At 37.1% G+C, this 19,379-nt stretch carries 19 protein-coding genes; 9 read left to right on the top strand and 10 right to left on the bottom strand.

The features are described from left to right. The first annotated feature begins 53 nt into the window (after nucleotides 1-53). Nucleotides 54-1,187 (top strand): cysteine desulfurase family protein, encoded by a 1,134-nt coding sequence (locus tag ACQ33O_RS11220; protein ID WP_430995677.1) that lies wholly within the window; start codon nucleotides 54-56, stop codon nucleotides 1,185-1,187. Here ACQ33O_RS11220 and ACQ33O_RS11215 read toward each other — a convergent pair. From ACQ33O_RS11215 to hemA, 10 genes are all read right to left on the bottom strand, one after another. Next, entirely contained in the window at nucleotides 1,184-3,208 is a 2,025-nt protein-coding gene (locus ACQ33O_RS11215; protein ID WP_430995676.1) for a gliding motility-associated C-terminal domain-containing protein, read from the bottom strand. The genes ACQ33O_RS11220 and ACQ33O_RS11215 overlap by 4 nt on opposite strands. Nucleotides 3,209-3,307: 99 nt before the next feature. Further along, nucleotides 3,308-3,781: a nucleoside deaminase gene (locus tag ACQ33O_RS11210; RefSeq protein WP_430995675.1), complete on the bottom strand. Its 474-nt coding sequence runs from the start codon at nucleotides 3,779-3,781 to the stop codon at nucleotides 3,308-3,310. A gap of 53 nt (nucleotides 3,782-3,834) precedes the next feature. Then, the gene (gene hemL, locus ACQ33O_RS11205) at nucleotides 3,835-5,118 is read right to left on the bottom strand and encodes a glutamate-1-semialdehyde 2,1-aminomutase (RefSeq protein WP_430995674.1); all 1,284 of its coding nucleotides are present in this window, start codon (nucleotides 5,116-5,118) and stop codon (nucleotides 3,835-3,837) included. A gap of 31 nt (nucleotides 5,119-5,149) precedes the next feature. Continuing rightward, nucleotides 5,150-5,503 carry a four helix bundle protein gene (locus ACQ33O_RS11200; protein WP_430995673.1) on the bottom strand — a complete coding sequence of 118 codons (354 nt, stop codon included), beginning with the start codon at nucleotides 5,501-5,503 and terminating at the stop codon, nucleotides 5,150-5,152. A gap of 72 nt (nucleotides 5,504-5,575) precedes the next feature. Further along, nucleotides 5,576-6,550, bottom strand: coding sequence for a porphobilinogen synthase (gene hemB / locus ACQ33O_RS11195; RefSeq protein ID WP_430995672.1), 975 nt, complete (start codon nucleotides 6,548-6,550; stop codon nucleotides 5,576-5,578). Nucleotides 6,551-6,574: 24 nt separating this feature from the next. Then, nucleotides 6,575-7,540 (bottom strand): oxygen-dependent coproporphyrinogen oxidase, encoded by a 966-nt coding sequence (gene hemF / locus ACQ33O_RS11190; RefSeq protein ID WP_430995671.1) that lies wholly within the window; start codon nucleotides 7,538-7,540, stop codon nucleotides 6,575-6,577. A gap of 130 nt (nucleotides 7,541-7,670) precedes the next feature. After that, complete coding sequence (hemE, locus tag ACQ33O_RS11185) at nucleotides 7,671-8,702, bottom strand: uroporphyrinogen decarboxylase (protein ID WP_430995670.1); 1,032 nt, start codon at nucleotides 8,700-8,702, stop codon at nucleotides 7,671-7,673. 7 nt (nucleotides 8,703-8,709) lie between these two features. Then, complete coding sequence (locus tag ACQ33O_RS11180) at nucleotides 8,710-9,426, bottom strand: uroporphyrinogen-III synthase (RefSeq protein ID WP_430995669.1); 717 nt, start codon at nucleotides 9,424-9,426, stop codon at nucleotides 8,710-8,712. Further along, nucleotides 9,413-10,342: a hydroxymethylbilane synthase gene (gene hemC / locus ACQ33O_RS11175; RefSeq protein WP_430995668.1), complete on the bottom strand. Its 930-nt coding sequence runs from the start codon at nucleotides 10,340-10,342 to the stop codon at nucleotides 9,413-9,415. The genes ACQ33O_RS11180 and hemC overlap by 14 nt, the downstream gene beginning before the upstream one ends. A gap of 3 nt (nucleotides 10,343-10,345) precedes the next feature. Then, nucleotides 10,346-11,581 (bottom strand): glutamyl-tRNA reductase, encoded by a 1,236-nt coding sequence (gene hemA, locus ACQ33O_RS11170; protein WP_430995667.1) that lies wholly within the window; start codon nucleotides 11,579-11,581, stop codon nucleotides 10,346-10,348. Between the two features lie 152 nt (nucleotides 11,582-11,733). Here hemA and hemH point away from each other — a divergent pair, with 152 nt between their 5' ends. From hemH to cobA, 8 genes are all read left to right on the top strand, one after another. Then, nucleotides 11,734-12,780, top strand: a complete 1,047-nt coding sequence (gene hemH / locus ACQ33O_RS11165; protein WP_430995666.1) for a ferrochelatase — start codon at nucleotides 11,734-11,736, stop codon at nucleotides 12,778-12,780. Nucleotides 12,781-12,782: 2 nt separating this feature from the next. Next, entirely contained in the window at nucleotides 12,783-13,304 is a 522-nt protein-coding gene (locus ACQ33O_RS11160; protein WP_430995665.1) for a CopD family protein, read from the top strand. Nucleotides 13,305-13,478: 174 nt separating this feature from the next. Further along, nucleotides 13,479-14,195 (top strand): phosphoadenylyl-sulfate reductase, encoded by a 717-nt coding sequence (locus ACQ33O_RS11155; RefSeq protein ID WP_430995664.1) that lies wholly within the window; start codon nucleotides 13,479-13,481, stop codon nucleotides 14,193-14,195. 79 nt (nucleotides 14,196-14,274) lie between these two features. Further along, on the top strand, nucleotides 14,275-15,183 hold the full coding sequence (gene cysD, locus ACQ33O_RS11150; RefSeq protein ID WP_430995663.1) for a sulfate adenylyltransferase subunit CysD: 909 nt from the start codon (nucleotides 14,275-14,277) through the stop codon (nucleotides 15,181-15,183). A gap of 121 nt (nucleotides 15,184-15,304) precedes the next feature. Then, nucleotides 15,305-16,546 carry a sulfate adenylyltransferase subunit 1 gene (locus tag ACQ33O_RS11145; RefSeq protein WP_430995662.1) on the top strand — a complete coding sequence of 414 codons (1,242 nt, stop codon included), beginning with the start codon at nucleotides 15,305-15,307 and terminating at the stop codon, nucleotides 16,544-16,546. 88 nt (nucleotides 16,547-16,634) lie between these two features. Further along, entirely contained in the window at nucleotides 16,635-17,471 is an 837-nt protein-coding gene (locus ACQ33O_RS11140; RefSeq protein ID WP_430995661.1) for a serine O-acetyltransferase, read from the top strand. A 36-nt stretch (nucleotides 17,472-17,507) separates the two neighbouring features. Continuing rightward, nucleotides 17,508-18,419, top strand: a complete 912-nt coding sequence (gene cysK / locus ACQ33O_RS11135) for a cysteine synthase A (protein ID WP_430995660.1) — start codon at nucleotides 17,508-17,510, stop codon at nucleotides 18,417-18,419. A 104-nt stretch (nucleotides 18,420-18,523) separates the two neighbouring features. Beyond that, entirely contained in the window at nucleotides 18,524-19,360 is an 837-nt protein-coding gene (cobA, locus tag ACQ33O_RS11130; RefSeq protein WP_430995659.1) for a uroporphyrinogen-III C-methyltransferase, read from the top strand. Nucleotides 19,361-19,379 lie beyond the last annotated feature (19 nt).

Genomic DNA, 19,379 nt, shown 5'->3' with positions numbered 1-19,379 from the left:
GTCCTTAGTCCATGAGACTTAAACTATTGACTATGGACTATTGACTATTAGTTATGGACTCTAAAAGAATTTATTTCGACAACGCCGCTACCACCGCACTTGACAAGCAAGTATTGGATGCTATGATGCCTTATTTGACTGATAAATTCGGCAATCCGTCTTCTATTTATTCATATGGACGAGAATCGAGAATGGCAATTGAGAATGCAAGGAAATCTGTAGCTAAGATTCTCAATGCTCATCCTTCAGAAATATTTTTTACGAGTGGTGGTACCGAAAGCAGCAATACTGCAATAGCTGCTGCTGTAAAAGACCTGGGTTGTACCCGTATCATTACTTCTCCGATCGAACATCATGCTGTTTTACATTCAGTAGAGCATCGTCATAAAATTAATGAGGTAAATGTGAGTTATGTAAGGTTGTTGCCCGATGGACATATTAATCTGCTTGATCTGGAAGATCTACTGGCTTCTTCTTCAGAGAAAACGTTAGTTACTCTGATGCATGCCAACAACGAAATTGGAAACATGTTAGATATTCATGCAGTGGGAGCCATTTGCAAAAAGTACAGTGCGATTTTTCATAGCGATACAGTACAGACCGTTGGTCATTTTCCTTTTGATCTCAGAAATACTCATGTGCATTTTATTACTGGTGCAGGGCATAAATTCCACGGTCCCAAAGGGGTTGGTATTTTATATATTAATGAAAATGTAAAGATCAATCCATTGGTACATGGAGGTTCTCAGGAACGGAATATGAGAGCCGGTACAGAAAATCTTTATGGCATTGTTGGTATTGCTAAAGCATTAGAGATTGCAACTGAGAATTATGAAAAAGATAGTGTCTATATCAATGGTTTAAAATCTTACATGCATGAACAACTCATAAAAAATATTCCGGCTGTTAGTTTTAACGGTGACGTATTGGGCAAAAGTTTGTACACTGTTTTGAGCGCCAATTTTCCAAGCACAGAAAAGTCGGAAATGCTTTTATTTAATCTTGACATCAATAATATTTGTGCAAGTGGAGGAAGCGCCTGTACAAGCGGTATTGATATCGGTAGCCATGTTATCCGTTCTGTTTATCCGAATTCAAATAAAGTAACAGTACGTTTCAGTTTTTGCAAGTATAATACAAAAGAGGAGATAGATGCAGTTGTAGAACAATTAAAATCGTCGATTTAACGGATAAGCACAGTTGTTCCTTTGGAAGTTTTTCTCTGCCCGGTTCCGGGTTCAGTATACTCTAATCTCCATACATAGGTGCCGGGATCCTGGCCCTGTCCATTGTATGTCCCATCCCATTTTTTTGTCCAGTCGTTGGTTTCAAAAAGTAGTTGTCCTAATCGGTTATAAACAGCAAAATAAAGATCAATAGCTTTTAGAGCATTTGTAGGATAGAGATAATCGTTCAATCCATCTCCATTTGGAGTAAACCCGGTTGGTACTGCAATAAAACAATTAGCTAATACTTTTATTTTTTGGGTAGCAGTGTCAAAACAATCTAAATTGTTTTTCACAATAAGGCGAACAGTATAATCTGTTAGAATATTAGTGTATGGATATTGTTGGGTTGGTGGTGTTTGCAGCGTACTCGTTAAGCCATTGCCAAAATCCCAGTTCCATCCAATAATATTACCAATGCTTTGGTCTTTAAATGTAGCCATATCTGTCGGGCAAACCATGCCTGTTCCTTCAAAGGCAGCTTTCAAATGATTGTCTAATGTAACAGATCTCGTAAATGTGTCTCTGCAAACACCATTCGAAACAATCAATGTTGCATTTTTCTGACCGAACACAGAATATATTATTGAAGTATCTTTTGCAGTACTTGTGATGTTATCGTCAAATGTCCACTGCCAAATATTTACACCATTTCTGCCGTCGTGAGCATAATCAATACCATCAACTTTACAATCCAGCTTAGGTGTTGTAGAAAATACAGCTGATACAGTATCAACCGTAGAAAAATTTATCGTCGAGCCGGCAGGAGTTGGCTGTCCGCATTCATTGAGGATTGTATTGCCATCTGTTCCGTTTTTTAAACGAAGAGAGAAATTGCCTTGCTTTTGTATAGGGGCAGAAAGTTGAATGTCAATAATAGTAGTAAGATTATCTGTATTGCAAACACCTTTGGCGCTTGCAATTGAAACCGGGAAACTTCCGCTAATCACAAAATCGCTTCCATCAGCTGCAATAGTATTGCATTGCATGAGTTTTGAAAAAACAAGTTGTAAACTTTGTGGAGCACAATAGAATTTGGTCAGGCTATCCATTGGCGTTGGAAACAGAGGATAGACAGTAACCGGAAGGCTTTCTCCAACAGGGATTGTTCTGTCGCAGTTGTCAAATAAAGTACTGCCATCAGTTCCATTTTTCATAGTGATATTATACATCCCCGGAGGCAATGGATTATCAAGAGTAAGCACCACCGAATCCATGTCAAATTCATCACTGCAATGCACACCCGAAGCTGCAATGATAGATGATACAGCAGATGAGATCGTAAAATCGCTACCGTTTGCAGCAAGGCTTTTGCACTTCATACGCTTATTCAACTTAACGGTCATTTGAGTACCGTCACATATAGCTCTTGCACTTTTAAGATGTGGTTCAACCGGATCGGTGATATTAGCTGTTCCACCATCGAACGATAATGTGTAACCACTTTGTGTAGCACCATCAAAGTGGCTGATCAACAAAAGATAGTCATGTCCTTGTTGTAGCACCGGCATTTTACTGAACAAAGGTCGAATGGGTAAAGTGGGAGCACTTCCGCAAACTGCTAGTGCTTGAGCAGAGGCATTCGTACCTGTGTTTCCTGATTCACCCGACCAGTTGCAGGCAACAAATAAAGTAGGGTCAGAGTATACATCACCGGGGTTACGGCCTGTAACATCAAACAGTTGCCAATCATAATCATCATCAAATACCGTTGGTTTAATTACAAAGCCCAGCGTACCGCTTGTGAAGCATTTAAATTTATACCAATAGGGGTTGATGTCAGATAGAAAATCGCTTGGACAAGAGGCTGCAGGTACCTGCCTGCCACCGCAAACGGGTACAGATGTTTGCACGAAATCAGCAGTACCACATACGGGGAATGCAGTAGCCGGGTTTTGACCTAAAGCTGTACAGTTTTGAGCAGGACAGATCTTTACCAAAAAACAAATCAACAATACAGTTACGCAATGCTTCATATTCATAAACAGGTGGCAAAGTTATTACTATGATGCGTTACTTAGCCATTTTGTTGCTGCTGTTATTGTATGTTTAACAGAAAATTTCAAGGGATTCAACAAGAATCAGTATTCGGTTTTATCGGGCTTATTTTGCCATTCTTCAAATACTTTAAGTGCCTTATCTCGTCCGAGTGCAATGATGGGGATCTTACGTTCATGCATTTCGGCTTTCATTTCATCGTATATCATCGAGTCGTCAAAGCCTATATCTGCAGCATCTTGCCTGTTATTTGCGTAGTACACAATTTTAGGGCGGGCCCAATAGATGGCACCTAAACACATAGGGCAGGGTTCGCAGGATGTATATACTTCGCAGTCTTCTAATTGAAATGTGCCTAAATTTTTGCAGGCATCACGGATGGCCGTTACTTCAGCATGAGCAGTAGGGTCATTGCTACTGGTTACTTTATTATTACCTCTACCAACAATTTCATCACCTTTTACTATTACGCATCCAAAAGGGCCGCCTTCGTTATTCACCACGCCGTTCAATGATAATTGAATGGCTTCCTGCATAAATTTTTCTTCTCTTGTCATATTCTATATGTATTAATCAACATATAAATATAAGAAAAGAAATGTAAATATTTTTACTGTTGCAAAAATTTATCAATAGTGGCAATGGTCTTGTCTAAGTCTTGGTAGGATAAGGCATTGTTTAAGAACCAGCTTTCGTATGCGGATGGAGGTAAGTAAATGCCATTGTCTAACATAAAATGAAATAGCTCATTAAATCTTGGAATATCTGCTTTAGCAGCAGAATCAAAATCAATGATATCATGATCGCAGAAATGAATACTGATCATACTGCCAAAACGATTGATACGATATTTTTCGCCATGCTTTTGTAAAACAGCTTCAATGCCGTCTCCAAGATATTTTGTCTTAGCTTCTAATTCAGCGTAGATAGAAGGGTTGTCTTTTAATTCTTTCAGCATCGTATATCCTGCGATCATTGCAATGGGATTGCCACTCAGTGTGCCTGCTTGATATACGCTACCCAATGGAGCAATATGTTCCATGATCTCTTTTTTTCCTCCAAAAGCACCAACAGGCATACCGCCGCCAATTACTTTGCCGTATGTAACAAGATCAGCTTTGATATTCAGTTTTTCCTGTGCGCCTCCGGGAGCTAATCTGAATCCTGTCATCACTTCATCAAATATAAAAACAATGCCTTCCTCAGTACACAGTTTTCTTAAACCTTCTAAAAATCCTTGTTGAGGAATGATGCATCCCATATTACCTGCAACAGGCTCAATAATAATAGCAGCAACCTGATTTTTATTTTCTTCAACTATTTTTTTTACTGCATTTAAATCGTTATACGGAGCCGTTAGTGTATCAACCGATACTCCGCTAGTAATGCCTGGTACGGTTTGGATATCCAGTGTCGCAAGACCGCTACCGGCTTTTACTAAAAAAGAATCTGCATGACCGTGATAATTGCCTTCAAATTTTATTACTTTATTTCTTTTAGTATAACCTCTAGCTAAACGCAATGCACTCATGCATGCTTCTGTACCGCTGCTAACCATTCTGATCAGATCAACGTTTGGAACCATGCTGGTGATCAATTCCGCCATTTCAATTTCCAACAGAGTAGGGGCTCCGTAAGAAGTTGAATTAACAGCTTGTTCCTGTATTGCTTTAACAACAGATTCGTGTGCATGACCAAGTATCATTGGTCCCCATGAAGCAATATAATCTATGTATTGATTGCCATCTACATCATATAAATAAGCGCCTTTTGCTTTTTCGATAAAAACAGGTGTGCCACCAACACTTTTAAATGCACGTACCGGTGAGTTTACTCCACCGGGTATAGTTTTCTGTGCTCTTTCGAATAGTATTTTACTTGTTACGGTATTCATGAATGAAAAATGAAAAGTGAAAAATGAAAAATCAAAGCTTCGATTTAACTGTTTTTATTGATGCTACTAGTATAGAAATTAATTCTTTACAAGCATTTATTAACTGAATCGAACTTTCTTCAGAAATATAGTTTGTATCTTTTAATAAATTGATCCGGTATAAAGTTTCATTGGCTTCTTTTAGTGATATTGACATTTTATTAATAAAGTTAGCTTTGCTTTGAGCAAATTCGGCTTCTCTGATTAATGCTCCGATTGCTGTACCGCTTCTTGTTAATTGTTTGCTTAAAATATATTCTTTCTTATTTTGTATTATCTGTTCAGAAATTTTGATGACTGAAATTGCAAATGAATAGCTTTTGCCCTTTAAAATATTTTCTCCCATTTTTCATTTTAGTTCTTCTCTTTTAAGTCTAAGGCTATTTGTGTTTATTTTTCATTTTTAGTTTTTCACTTTTCATTTCAGTAATCTAACGGCGTCTTTTGCAAAGTATGTTGCAATTAGATCAGCACCAGCTCTTTTAATTGATGTAAGACTTTCAATGATCGCTTTCTCTTCGTTGATCCAGCCCATTTTTGCAGCAGCTTTGATCATTGCATATTCTCCGCTTACATGGTATGCACTAACTGGAACGGTTACACTGTTTTTTATTTCACGGATAATGTCGAGATATGCCATTGCAGGTTTTATCATTACAATGTCTGCACCTTCCTCAATATCCATTAATGTTTCTTTAATGGCTTCGATGCGATTAGCATAATCCATCTGGTAAGTTTTCTTATCACCAAAACCGGGAGCACTATCCAACGCATCTCTAAATGGCCCATAAAAACAAGAAGCGTATTTTGCACTGTAGCTCATGATACCGGTGTTGGTAAAATTATTTTCTTCCAATCCTTTTCTTATAGCGCCGATCCTTCCGTCCATCATATCACTTGGTGCAACAAAATCAGCACCTGCTTTCGCATGACTGATACTCATCTTCACCAATGCATCTACTGTAGCATCGTTGATGATTTTATTGTTTTCTACGATGCCGTCATGCCCATAAATGGAGTAGGGATCTAATGCCACATCGGTCATCACGATCATTTCAGGTACAGCATCTTTGATTGCTTTAATGCTTTGTTGCATTAAGCCATTATCATTCCATGCTTCTTTACCTGTATTGTCTTTTAGTTTATCATCACATTTTATGAAAATCAAAACAGCTTTAATACCCATGCTCCACAGTTCTTTTACTTCTTTGATGGTACCATCTAAAGAACGGCGATAATAACCAGACATAGAAGGAATTTCAAAAACAACATTCTTGCCTTCATCAATAAATAAAGGAGCAATAAAATCTGCGGGGGTAAGTATTGTTTCTGCAACAAGACTTCTTATGGAAGCATTGGTTCTTAATATTCTGTTTCTTCTTTGCAGATGCATGGTGTAAATTTTGTAGGTGTAAAACTAACAACTATTTGCTTTTCTTGCCCATTCATTTTCGTCTATATCAATAGTTGTCCAATCTTTTGGGTGTAAACAAATCTGTAATAATTTATCTTCTTCAGTTCCTTTTTCAGGTGTGTAATCGTATGCCCAACGAGCTCTTGGAGGAAGGCTCATTAAAATACTTTCTGTTCTTCCGCCGGTTTTTAAACCGAATATGGTGCCACGGTCATGAATCAGATTAAACTCTACATAACGACCTCTTCTTATTTCCTGCCAGTTGATCTCTCTTTCTCCGTAAGCTGTATTTTTTCTTTTATTTACTATAGGAAGATAACCCTGTAAAAAAGCATTGCCGTTCGCCTGTTGAAATGCAAATAATTTTTCTATATCGAAAGATGGGGTAGGGTTTAAATGATCATAGAAAACACCACCAACTCCACGTGTTTCATTGTTGCGATGAGTATTGGAAAAATATTCGTCACACCATTTTTTATATCTTTTATGCAGGTCTGAACCAAAGGGATCGATCACATTTTTTAATGTTTGATGAAAATGTTTTACATCTTCTTCAAAAAGATAATAGGGTGTAAGATCGGAGCCGCCACCAAACCATTGATCTATGATGTTTCCATCTTTGTCATACAATTCAAAATAACGCCAATTAGCATGTACGGTTGGTACATAAGGATTTTTGGGATGAATGACCAATGATAAGCCACAAGCAAACCATTTATCGCCATCAATTCCTAATTGCTTTCGCATAGTATCAGTAACATCGCCACTTACAACAGAAGTGTTGACACCTCCTTTTTCAAATACATTGCCATTTGTAATTACTCTTGTTTTGCCGCCACCGCCTTCGGGTCTTTCCCACAAATCTTCAATAAATTTCGCTTTACCATCTTCATTAGAAAGACCATCGCAAATTTTATTTTGCAGATCGTGTATGTATTCAATCCATTTATCTTTAAAACTGTTTGTCATAAAACATAATTAAAGCTCAATATAGGTATAGAGTACAAGAGTGGTTATTATTTCTTTTTACTAAAAAGAAATGATAACTAACTATCGTTGCAACGATGTTTAATAGTAGCACTTTGCTTGTTACAAAAAATTAATTATTTGGTCGCCATTCTTTAACTGTATCAACAAATGCTTTTGCATGATCTACCGGTATGCTCGGAATAATACCATGACCAAGATTCGCAATGTGATTGTGTCCTCCGAAATCATTGAGCATTTTTGTTACCTCTTTCTTTATTTCAGGAATTGGCAACAATAATTTTACCGGATCAAAATTTCCCTGTAGTACAATATTGTTTCCAGCTATCTCTCTTGCCTTTGCAGGAGTGATACACCAATCGATACCCAATGCGGCGGCACCTGTTGCAGCCATTGCATCCAAACTATACCATGCACCTTTTGCAAATACAATTACAGGAACTGTATCTTTTAATGCTGCAACGATTTGACGAATATATTTCAATGAAAAATTCTCAAAATCATCCGGGCCTAAAAGGCCGCCCCAGCTATCGAAAACCTGCACAGTATCTGCACCTGCAGCTATCTGTCCTTTTAAATAAGCGATGGTAGTATCAGTGATCATTTGCAATAACTGATGTGCAGCTTCTGGTTGTGTGTAGCAAAATGCTTTTGCTTTATCAAAAGTCTTTGAGCCTTTACCTTCAACCATATAACAAAGTAAGGTCCATGGGGCACCGGCAAAGCCAATCAATGGCACACGATTATTTAATTCTTTCTTGGTTAGTTTGATGGCATCGAATACATATCCTAAACTTTCATTTACATCGGGTATGCGTACACGTGATAGATCGCTTAATGATTTGATAGGGTCGGGTAGAACAGGGCCCTTGCTTTCTATTAATTGCACTTCCAACCCCATTGCTTGTGGCACCACTAAAATATCTGAAAATAAAATAGCTGCATCCACGCCAATGATATCAATAGGCTGAATGGTTATTGCACAAGCTAATTCGGGAGTTTGGCATCTTTCAAAGAAACCGTACTTTTCTCTCAATACCATGTACTCGGGTAAGTATCTTCCTGCCTGGCGCATCATCCATACGGGTACACGTTCTGTTTTTTCTCCTCTTAATGTTCTTAATAATAGATCGTTTTGCAGCATTGTTTGTTTATTGATGAATGATGTTGGTTAAAACTTGAATGGCTTTGTCCAGTAATTTGTCTTTACTGGCAACATCACTCACTATGATTTTGTTCGATGAAAATTGTTTTGCAGTTGTTGCAGTTGTGGAGCCAATTGCAAAAATGGTAGTAGCAGGAGTTAATGTATTTGTTTTAAAAAAACTTTCTACGGCACTCGGACTAAAAAACAAAATACCATCGTAGGTTTTATTTATTGTATGATTTGTTTGTATTGTATTATATACTTCCACTTCAGTAACTATTATATTGTTTTCTGCCAATTTTTGGGGAAGTTCATCTCTTCTGTTATCTCCGCAGAAAAATATCACATTGTATGTTTTTTTTGCTTCTATTATTTTATCTGCTAATGCTAATGCACTTTCAGCATCAGCCTGAATAGTAGCTTTTGGAAAATATTTATTAATTAAGATTTTAGTAGTATTGCCAATAGAATATACGTCCCATTCAGGTTGGGCATCGTGTAATTGCGTTGCAACAGCTTCTACCGCATTCATACTCGTAAAAACAACACTAGCATCTGAATAAATTACAGCTTTGATAATTTCTACAGTTTCAGTAGAAAGGTTACTGGTAGTTTCAATAAATGAGATCTCATCTACAGCAATACCATTTGCATTTGCTGCCGCAACTGATTCCTTATCTAAAGGACGGGTAGATAATATGGTGATATTATTTTGTTGCATTCTTTATTGCTATCACAATTTCAGAGCCGCCGTTTAAGAGTAATTCTTCAGCAGCATATTTTCCAAAGTCATTGATATTTTTATCATCTGCGTTAATACTCAATGATACACTTGCTTTTTCTTTTCCATCTAATGTCAAAATATTTCCTTCAAAAATAATTTGATCATTTTCTAATTTGGCTATAGCAGCAATTGGGGTGGAGCAGCCACCTAATAATGCTCTCAAAAAGTCTCTTTCAATTTTTGTACATATTGATGTTGCTTTGTCATTTAGTAAATGACAGGCATCAAAACTATACGTATCATTTTCTTTGCAAGCAATCATAATCGCACCCTGTGCCGGTGCCGGTAACATCCAATCAAGGTCAACTGAATTTTCCGGACGTACTGAAATCCTTTCTACGCCTGCTGCTGCAAAGATGGCTCCATTCCAGCTGCTTTCAGCTACTTTTTTCAAACGTGTATTTACATTACCACGTAAATTTTCTATCTGATGGTTTGGATATTTATTCAACCATTGTGCTTTTCTTCTCAAACTGCTTGTGGCAACAATCGCATCGCTTAGGTTGTTTTCTAAAAAAGTTTTATCATCCTTATAAACAAGAATGTCTTTATAATTGCCTCTTGATAAAACTGCTGCCTGTACAACTCCTTTCGCTAATTGTGTTGGCACATCTTTCATGGAATGTACAGCAATATCTATTGTACCGTTTAAAAGAGCAATATCCAGCGATTTAGTAAAAATCCCCTGCACACCAATTTCATATAGTGGTGTAGAAAGGTCTATATCACCTTCACTTTTTATGTAAACCAATTCGCTTTTAAAGCCATGCATAAACAATTGTTCTTTAACAAGACTTGCTTGCCAAACAGCCAATTGACTTTCTCTCGTGCCTATGCGGATGATCTTTTCCATGGATCAGGAGTTGTTGCTGACCGTGATATAATCATTGATAGCTTCAATGTATTGGCAACCCTTGGTATTTTGCTGGCGCAATTTAGTAGCCATTACATTGATGACTTTTTGAACATGTTCAGGATTGTGTTCTTTATTTTCAATCGTAGATGCAGTTGTGAAGAGTTCACAATCATGCATATTGATCAGTTTAGTTTTTACTGCTTTTAAAACAGGTACATGACTACGCATTTTATACCATGCTTTTAATTCAGTGATATGATGTGTAATGATCGATTTAGCTTTAGGAACTTCGGCCTTTCTTTTATTTAAAGTTTCGTCTTTCAGTTTACTGAGATCATCTACATTGATCAAAGTAACATTTGGTAAAGTAGCCGCTTCCGGATCTACATTGTTTGGTATTGAAAGATCGATCAGTATTTTATCCTCTAAACCTGCTAAATGTTGTTTGGTAAGAATTGGAGTTGTTGCATGGGTAGATACTAAAATAATATCAGCCGATTTAATTTGTTGTTGAAGTTCAATGAATGGAACATATTTTAAATTCAATTCCTTTGCCAATGCTGCAGCTTTTTCATCAGACCTGTTGACCAAGGTGACGTTGGTAGTTTGTAAATAATCTACAATGTTCTTGCAAGTATTACCGCCTATCTTACCGATACCAACAACTAAAATCTTTTTATTGCTGATGTCTTTTATTGTGTTGCTTAAATATTGAATGGCTGCGAATGAAACAGAGATGGTTCCTCCGCTTAATTCAGTAGTTGTTTTTATTTCTTTGGATGATTGTAAGGCACTGTTGGTAATTCTTTCCAGGTGGCTGCCGATAAAACCTCTTTCTTTTGCAAAGCGGATAGCAGTTTTCATTTGTCCCACGATTTCATAATCGCCTAATATCTGTGAATCCAAACCGGCTGTAACAAAAAACAAATGTTGTACAGCATCAAACCCTTTTTTGATATAAGCCGCTTTTTTTAGTTCTTCAATTGATCCTGTTGTTACACTACAAAGCACTTCCATTAATTCTTCAGCGGAGTTAGTAATACCATACACTTCTGTGCGATTGCAAGTTGAAATAACGAATAATTCAGCGAGGTTTTTTTGTGGAGCAATTTGTAAAATCGATTCGTATTGATCGGTCGAAACAGCAAACCGACCTCTTAGTAATGTGTCGGATTTTTTATAGTTAATACCAACTATAAAAAAGTTATGTAAGTCTGTTAAATGATTTCCTCCCATCAAAGCGTTTTTCGAATCGGTGCAAAGGTAAATCTCAACAGCTAGGATACCTTATTTTTTTTGTCACTCAATTGTCATTTCGTGCCGAAAATGGTTAATTCTTAATTTGTATTTATTGCTTGATTACTTTTGTGTGATTTTAAAGTAAGTACATGGCAAAAAAAGGAATTGTTTTGATGAATCTGGGTTCTCCGGATTCTACTGATGTGAAAGATGTAAAAAAATATCTTAACCAGTTTTTGATGGATGAAAGAGTGATCGATAAGTCTTATCTGGCAAGGCTTTTATTGGTAAAAGGAATCATCGTTCCGTTTAGGGCTCCAAAATCTGCGGAAGCGTATAAAACCATATGGACTAAAGAAGGTTCTCCTTTGGTTGTACTTACAAAACAACTACAATCTGCATTACAGGAATTGGTTGATACGCCTATCGAGATCGGTATGCGTTATGGCAACCCCACACCTAAAGCTGCTTTCGATAATTTGCTTAAAAATTCTCCTGATCTGGAAGAAGTGTTGGCAGTTCCGCTGTATCCACATTATGCAATGTCATCTTACGAAACAGCTGTTGAATACACAAAGGAGATACATAAAGAAAATGGGTATTCATTTAAGTTGAAATTTATTAAGCCTTTTTACAATGATGTTGATTATATCAATGCACTAGCCGATAGAATGCGTCCATATCTTGATCAGGAATATGATCATATTTTATTCAGCTATCATGGTGTGCCGGGAAGGCATTTAATGAAAACCGATAAAACAGGTTGCCATTGTTTGAAAGTAGAGAATTGTTGTGAGATAGCTTCGTCGGCACATGCTGAATGTTATCGCCATCAATGCTTTGAAACAACGAGGCTGGTAACAGAAAAATTGGGTGTTTCAAAAGATAAATACAGTATCTCTTTTCAATCAAGATTAGGAAAAGGCTGGCTAGAGCCTTTTACGGATATACGTTTAGAAGAAATGCCCAAAGAAGGTATCAAAAAATTATTGATCCTTTGTCCGGCTTTTGTAAGCGATTGTTTAGAAACTTTGGAAGAGATCGAAGAAAGAGGCCGGGAATCTTTTATTGAAGCAGGTGGCGAATTTTATCAAATGATACCTTGTATCAATACAATTCCATCCTGGGTTTCTACTTTAAAAAAATGGGAGAATGAATTTGTGGCTGGAAACGATAGAATGATCTTAAAAGATTAATCATGTACGAATACGTAAAAGCATTGCATATTATTTTTATTGTAACATGGTTCAGCGGAATGTTTTACATTGTTCGATTATTCATATACAATACAGAAGCAGGGGATAAGGCTGAAGTAGAAAAGAATATTCTACGCAACCAGTTCAATATAATGATCAAGCGGCTTTGGCTAGGTATCACATTTCCTTCGGCTATTCTTACGCTGATTTTTGGCGGCTGGATGTTTTATTTATATGGCGTATTTCCTCAATGGCTTATGGTAAAACTGGCTTTTGTAGCAGGGCTCTACGTATATCATTTTTCTTTACATAAGATATATATTCAGCAAATGAAGGGGGTGTTCAAGTACTCATCAACTCAATTACGTATATGGAATGAGGTTGCCACTATTTTTCTGATCAGTATTGTAATGCTGGTAGTGGTAAAACAAAGCATAAGTCTGCTTTGGGGCACGGTAGGGCTAGCGTTGACAATGATCCTCCTTATGAGTGCTATCAAAATATATAAAGCCATGAGGAAATAGCTCAGCTGCATGGGCAAATATATTTCCTCATTTGAACATTCTATAGTACCTTTGTCCCCCATTTAAGTAGACAATCAACTATGGCTAATTTTATCTTTTCATCAAGTATGCGTCAATGTTGCCTTTCGAAACATGACATCTGCATAATTAGCTAATTTTCAATTAATTATTAAAATGAATCATATACTTAAAAACGACATTTCTGAATTAGTCCATCAACTTGGTGGACTAAAGATAAATGAATTTTTGGAATTACTTACAAAAAAATATCCTGGACAGGTAACTTTTTCTTCAAGCTTCAGTTACGAAGACCAGGCCATCACTCATGAGATATTGAGTAATAATCTACCGATCAAAATATTTACGCTGGATACCGGAAGGATGTTTGCCGAAACCTATTCTGTCTGGAGCAGTACCAATGCAAAATACGGAACGAATATAAAGGCATATTATCCCAACGCGGAGGCGTTGCAAAAATTCATTGAAGAAAAAGGGCCCAATTCTTTCTACGAATCTGTAGAAAACAGAAAAGGTTGTTGCGGTATTCGTAAAGTAGAACCTTTGAAAAGAGCTTTGGCCGGTAATGCAATCTGGATCACCGGTTTAAGAGCGGAGCATTCTGCAGACAGGCACGACTTACCAATGATTGAATGGGATGAAAGCAATCAGATCATTAAATATCATCCGATCCTGCATTGGACAACAGAACAAACGAAACAATATATCAATGACAATAGTGTTCCTTACAATCCTTTACATGATAAAGGTTTTGTAAGCATCGGTTGTGCTCCTTGTACAAGAGCAGTAAAACCCGGAGAGGATTTCAGAGCAGGAAGATGGTGGTGGGAAGATGCAGATAAAAAGGAATGTGGTTTGCATGAACATAAATAGTAAAAAATAGTTCATTGTTGGTGGTACATATGTGTTTCTATGACTTTTCACCATCGACCATGAACATAAACAATAAGTAATGAGTAAATACAGTTTAGACTATTTGGATCAGTTGGAGTCAGAATCGATCCACATTTTCAGAGAAGTAGCAGGGCAGTTTGAACGTCCTGCATTGTTGTTTTCAGGCGGTAAAGATTCAATCGTGTTGGTACACCTTGCATTGAAAGCTTTTCGTCCGGGAAAATTTCCTTTTCCGTTGGTGCATATTGATACCGGTCACAACTTTCAGGAAGCATTGGATTTCAGAGATAATCTGGCTGCTGAATTAGGTGAAAAATTAATCGTTAGAAATGTAGGCGATACGATCAGAGAAAAAAATCTGACAGAGCAAAAGGGAAAGTTTGCAAGTCGTAATGCTTTACAGACTTATACTTTATTAGATACGATCGAAGAATTTAAGTTTGATGCTTGTATTGGTGGAGCAAGGCGTGATGAAGAAAAAGCCAGAGCGAAAGAAAGAGTGTTTTCTGTAAGAAACGAATTTGGTCAGTGGGATCCTAAATTACAAAGACCGGAATTATGGAACACCTATAATGGTAAAATCGATAAAGGAGAGAATGTTCGTGTGTTTCCGATCAGTAACTGGACAGAACTGGATATCTGGAATTATATCCGTAGAGAAAATATTGCATTACCATCTATCTACTTTGCACACAACAGAGAAGTGTTGGAATGGCAAGGTCAATTGGTTGCAACATCTGAGTTTATGCAGAAAGATCCGGATGACGTGATCTCTATTAAAAAAGTAAGATATAGAACTGTAGGTGATATGACTTGTACAGCGGCGGTAGAATCTGATGCATCAACTATTGATGATATCATCACAGAGATCATTGCAACAAAAACCAGCGAACGTGGTGAAACAAGGATTGACGACAGAGTGAGTGAAGCGGCTATGGAAGATAGAAAGAAGGGTGGATACTTTTAATTGATGTGCTGATAAGCTAATGTGCTGATGGTCGATGGAATAAGGCTGTTTGTCACTAAAAAATTAGCATATCAGCACATGAGCACATTTGAATATAATCAAATTAACAAATTAATTAGAAATGGATATTTTAAGATTTATTACTGCAGGAAGTGTTGATGACGGAAAAAGTACATTGATCGGTCGTTTATTGTACGATAGTAAATCGATCATGATCGATCATTTGGAAGCGATCGAAAAACAAAGTAAGAATAAGGAAGAGGGAGAGATCGATCTTGCTTTATTGACAGATGGGTTACGTGCCGAAAGAGAGCAAGGTATCACGATTGATGTGGCATATAAATATTTCAGCACACCAAAGCGTAAGTTCATTATTGCAGATGCGCCGGGGCATATTCAATATACCCGTAACATGGTAACAGGAGCGTCTAATTCAGATCTGGCAATTATTTTGGTAGATGCAAGACATGGTGTGATAGAGCAAACCCGCCGTCATTCTATCATAGCTTCGTTGTTGAATATTCCACATGTTGTTGTGGCAATCAATAAAATGGACTTGGTTGAATATTCGCAAGATGTGTTTAATAACATCGTAATAGAATATTCAAAAGTAGCAGAAACGTTGGGCTTGAAAGATATAAAATACATTCCTATCAGTGCCCTGAACGGAGATAATATCGTAGAAAAATCGGATAAGATAAACTGGTATGAAGGTGCTTGTTTGTTAGATATTTTAGAAAGTGTAGAAATAGAAAATGATATCAATTATACCGATGCAAGATTTCCTGTACAATACGTAATTCGTCCGCAAACAGAAGAATTGCATGATTACAGGGGTTATGCAGGTAGAGTAATCAGCGGCGTTTATAAAAAAGGAGATTCAGTTATTGTGCAACCATCAGGTTTAGCAAGCACGATCAGCGCAATAGAAATTGGTGGCAAAGAGGTTGAAGAAGCTTTTGCTCCCCAAAGTGTTGTATTGCATTTAAAAGATGATGTGGATGTAAGCCGTGGAGATGTTATCGTTAAAAAAGAGAACCAGCCGTCTGTAGAAAATGAAGTGGATGCGTTGTTGTGTTGGATGGGCAATAAGCCATTGGTGCCTGGCAACAAATATACTTTACAGATCAACAGTCGTACAGTAAGAGCAATTGTAAAGGAGATAGAATATAAGTTGGATGTAAATTCTTTGTTGCAAGAACCGGCCCCTGAGCAAGCACAACTGAATGATATAATCAAAGTGAAAATAAAAACAGCATCACCAATACCTTTTGATTCGTATAAAAAGTTAAGGGTAAATGGCGGAGCAATTTTAATAGATGAAACAAGTCATGTAACTGTTGGGGCTTGTATGATACAATAACGATTTTTAAGTTCTAACTAATAAGTATTAAGTCGAAGGGCTCTATTTTACTTATAACTTAAAACTTACGACTTATAACTTTAAGAAAATGGCAGATCAAAAACTCATAGCGGCAATTGTAGCACAAAGTAAAATTTGTGGTAATAAAATACCCGACAAAAAACAGTCGCATGCTTTTGCGGATGATCTGTTTCAATTTTTGTTTGGCTGTGGGAATCAAATTCCCGGAGATGTCGAGCAGGTATTGACGGTGAAATATCAGGTGTTGCAGGATCAGTTAACGAGTTTACTTGAATTTTTCATTGGTAATAAAAGCACAGTTACAACAGAAGTAGAAACATTTTTTGATTCATTGAATGATATTTATCACAATGTAAAAAAAGATGCAGATGCGGTAGTGAATTTTGATCCTGCTGCTGAAAGTATTGAAGAAGTGATGGCGGCGTATCCTGGTATTTATGCCATTGCAATTTATCGTATAGCTCATCAGTTACATAAGCAAGGCATCAAGACATTACCACGTTTATTGGGAGAATATGCTCATAGTATTACAGGTATTGATATTCATCCTGCAGCGATAATAGGGGAGTCTTTCTTTATTGATCATGGAACAGGAATTGTAATTGGTGGCACAACGATCATTGGTAACAATGTAAAAATATATCAAGGGGTTACTTTAGGTGCATTGAATGTAGCGAAAGAACTAGCCAGAACAAAACGTCATCCAACAATTGAGGACAATGTAATTATATATAGTGGAGCAACAATTTTAGGTGGTGCAACAGTTGTGGGGCACGATAGTGTGATCGGTGGTAATGTGTGGTTGACAAATAGTGTTCCATCTAATTCGGTTGTTTATCAAAAAAGTGAAGTGACTGTTAGAGATAAAAACCCAATGCCAGACCCATCAAATTTTGTTATATAAAATCAGAATTCACAACTTAAACATAAAACTTTTAGAATGAAAGCAAATAACATTTTAGCAACAATTGGTAACACGCCACATGTACGCATCAACAATTTATTTGGGGATAGTCACGAAGTGTGGATCAAATTAGAAAGAAATAATCCCGGAGCAAGTATCAAAGATCGTATTGCATTGGCAATGATCGAAGATGCTGAAGCAAAAGGTATCTTAAATAAAGATAGCGTTATCATTGAACCAACATCCGGTAATACAGGAATTGGGTTGGCATTGGTTGCTGCTGTAAAAGGGTATAAAATAATTTTAGTAATGCCGGAGAGTATGAGTATCGAACGTAGAAGATTGATGGCTTTATATGGAGCTGAATTTGTTTTGACGCCGAGAGAAAAAGGTATGAAAGGTGCGATTGAAAAAGCAAGCGAATTGGTTGCGTCTACACCCGGAGGTTGGATGCCGCAGCAATTTGATAATCCTGCAAACAGTGAAGTGCATAGAAAAACAACAGCGTTAGAAATTGCAGCTGATTTTCCTGATGGCCTAGATGCTATCATCACAGGTGTTGGTACCGGCGGACATATTACTGGTGTTGCAGAAATTTTGAAAGCTAAATTTCCAAAACTAAAAGTATTTGCAGTAGAGCCGGAATTGTCTCCTGTATTAAGTGGTGGAGCTCCATCTCCGCACCCAATACAAGGTATTGGTGCAGGATTTGTTCCTTCAATTTTAAACACAGGAATATTAGATGGTATCATACAAGTAAGCAAAGACGAAGCATATGCTTACGCACAAAGAATTGCGAAAGAAGAAGGTATTCTTGTAGGGGTATCTACCGGTGCTTCATTGGCAGCAGTTGCTAAGAAATTAACTGAATTGCCTAAGGGTTCAAAAGTATTGACATTTAACTATGATACTGGGGAAAGATACCTTTCAATTGAGGGACTTTTTTAATTAAAAACTAAAAATGAAAAATTAAAAATGCTATTAGTTTGAAATCTCTTTAGATTTTTCACTTTTCATTTTTCACTTTTCACTGACGAAAGCATTAACAAATAATGATAACCAACACAACAGGAAAAGTTATACTAATAGGCGCAGGACCGGGTGACCCCGAGCTTATAACGTTAAAGGCTGTACGCTTTTTGCAGCAGGCTGATGTTGTGTTGACTGACAGATTGGTTAGTTCGGAAATTGTAAATCAGCATGTAAGAAAAGATGCCGAAGTGATATATGTTGGTAAGCAATGCAGAAGAGGTTACTCTACACCCCAGGAAAGTATTAATGCGTACATCGCTGAATATGCTGCTCAGGGAAAATTGGTCGTGCGTTTGAAAGGAGGAGATGTTTCTATTTTTTCCAATGTTTTGGATGAACTGGAAGTGTGTGTTAAAAATAAGATTCCGTACGAAGTTGTTCCGGGTATTACGGCCGCTTTAGGCGCTGCAGCTTATGCTGGTATTCCCTTAACGGCAAGAGGGCATTCAACAGCAGTAAGATTCTTGACCTTATATAAATCTGATATTGTTACCAATGAGTACTGGGGTGAATTGGCAAAGACGACGGATACATTGGTGTTTTATATGAGCAGTGAAACATTGAATGATGTTGTTACCAATTTAACAGCAAATGGAATCGCAAAAGATAAGTTGTTAGCAGTTGTAGAACAAGCAACAACACCATTTCAAACTGTTCATGTGATCAATTTGTATGATTATGCAGAAAAAATGAAAGGTCAGACTTTTATTTCTCCATCATTGATCATTATTGGTAAAGTTGTAGAACTGCATCAACAATTTTCATGGATAGAAAATAGCAATAGTAAAGAGTATTATTTTAAACCGGTAGGAAAGATAGACAGTAGCGCAGCCGAAGAGATAAAGAAAGTTTCTTAAAAATAAATTATAACAAAAA

Origin of the sequence: Ferruginibacter sp. SUN002 (genome assembly GCF_050611725.1) — a bacterium.
In the GTDB taxonomy this organism is placed as follows: domain Bacteria; phylum Bacteroidota; class Bacteroidia; order Chitinophagales; family Chitinophagaceae; genus Ferruginibacter.
The sequence above is the reverse complement of the archived record's forward strand: the minus strand, read 5'-3'. Positions and strand labels throughout refer to the sequence as shown.

Bases quoted from the DNA above. Each gene is read 5' to 3' on its own strand.
- cobA (WP_430995659.1), top strand. From the start codon at position 18,524: ATGATAACCAACACAACAGGAAAAGTTATACTAATAGGCGCAGGACCG.
- hemA (WP_430995667.1), bottom strand. From the start codon at position 11,581: ATGGGAGGAAATCATTTAACAGACTTACATAACTTTTTTATAGTTGGT.
- cysD (WP_430995663.1), top strand. From the start codon at position 14,275: ATGAGTAAATACAGTTTAGACTATTTGGATCAGTTGGAGTCAGAATCG.
- hemH (WP_430995666.1), top strand. From the start codon at position 11,734: ATGGCAAAAAAAGGAATTGTTTTGATGAATCTGGGTTCTCCGGATTCT.
- ACQ33O_RS11180 (WP_430995669.1), bottom strand. From the start codon at position 9,426: ATGCAACAAAATAATATCACCATATTATCTACCCGTCCTTTAGATAAG.
- cysK (WP_430995660.1), top strand. From the start codon at position 17,508: ATGAAAGCAAATAACATTTTAGCAACAATTGGTAACACGCCACATGTA.
- hemE (WP_430995670.1), bottom strand. From the start codon at position 8,702: ATGCTGCAAAACGATCTATTATTAAGAACATTAAGAGGAGAAAAAACA.
- ACQ33O_RS11210 (WP_430995675.1), bottom strand. From the start codon at position 3,781: ATGACAAGAGAAGAAAAATTTATGCAGGAAGCCATTCAATTATCATTG.
- ACQ33O_RS11140 (WP_430995661.1), top strand. From the start codon at position 16,635: ATGGCAGATCAAAAACTCATAGCGGCAATTGTAGCACAAAGTAAAATT.
- hemL (WP_430995674.1), bottom strand. From the start codon at position 5,118: ATGAATACCGTAACAAGTAAAATACTATTCGAAAGAGCACAGAAAACT.
- hemC (WP_430995668.1), bottom strand. From the start codon at position 10,342: ATGGAAAAGATCATCCGCATAGGCACGAGAGAAAGTCAATTGGCTGTT.
- ACQ33O_RS11155 (WP_430995664.1), top strand. From the start codon at position 13,479: ATGAATCATATACTTAAAAACGACATTTCTGAATTAGTCCATCAACTT.
- ACQ33O_RS11145 (WP_430995662.1), top strand. From the start codon at position 15,305: ATGGATATTTTAAGATTTATTACTGCAGGAAGTGTTGATGACGGAAAA.
- ACQ33O_RS11220 (WP_430995677.1), top strand. From the start codon at position 54: ATGGACTCTAAAAGAATTTATTTCGACAACGCCGCTACCACCGCACTT.
- ACQ33O_RS11160 (WP_430995665.1), top strand. From the start codon at position 12,783: ATGTACGAATACGTAAAAGCATTGCATATTATTTTTATTGTAACATGG.
- ACQ33O_RS11200 (WP_430995673.1), bottom strand. From the start codon at position 5,503: ATGGGAGAAAATATTTTAAAGGGCAAAAGCTATTCATTTGCAATTTCA.
- ACQ33O_RS11215 (WP_430995676.1), bottom strand. From the start codon at position 3,208: ATGAATATGAAGCATTGCGTAACTGTATTGTTGATTTGTTTTTTGGTA.
- hemB (WP_430995672.1), bottom strand. From the start codon at position 6,550: ATGCATCTGCAAAGAAGAAACAGAATATTAAGAACCAATGCTTCCATA.
- hemF (WP_430995671.1), bottom strand. From the start codon at position 7,540: ATGACAAACAGTTTTAAAGATAAATGGATTGAATACATACACGATCTG.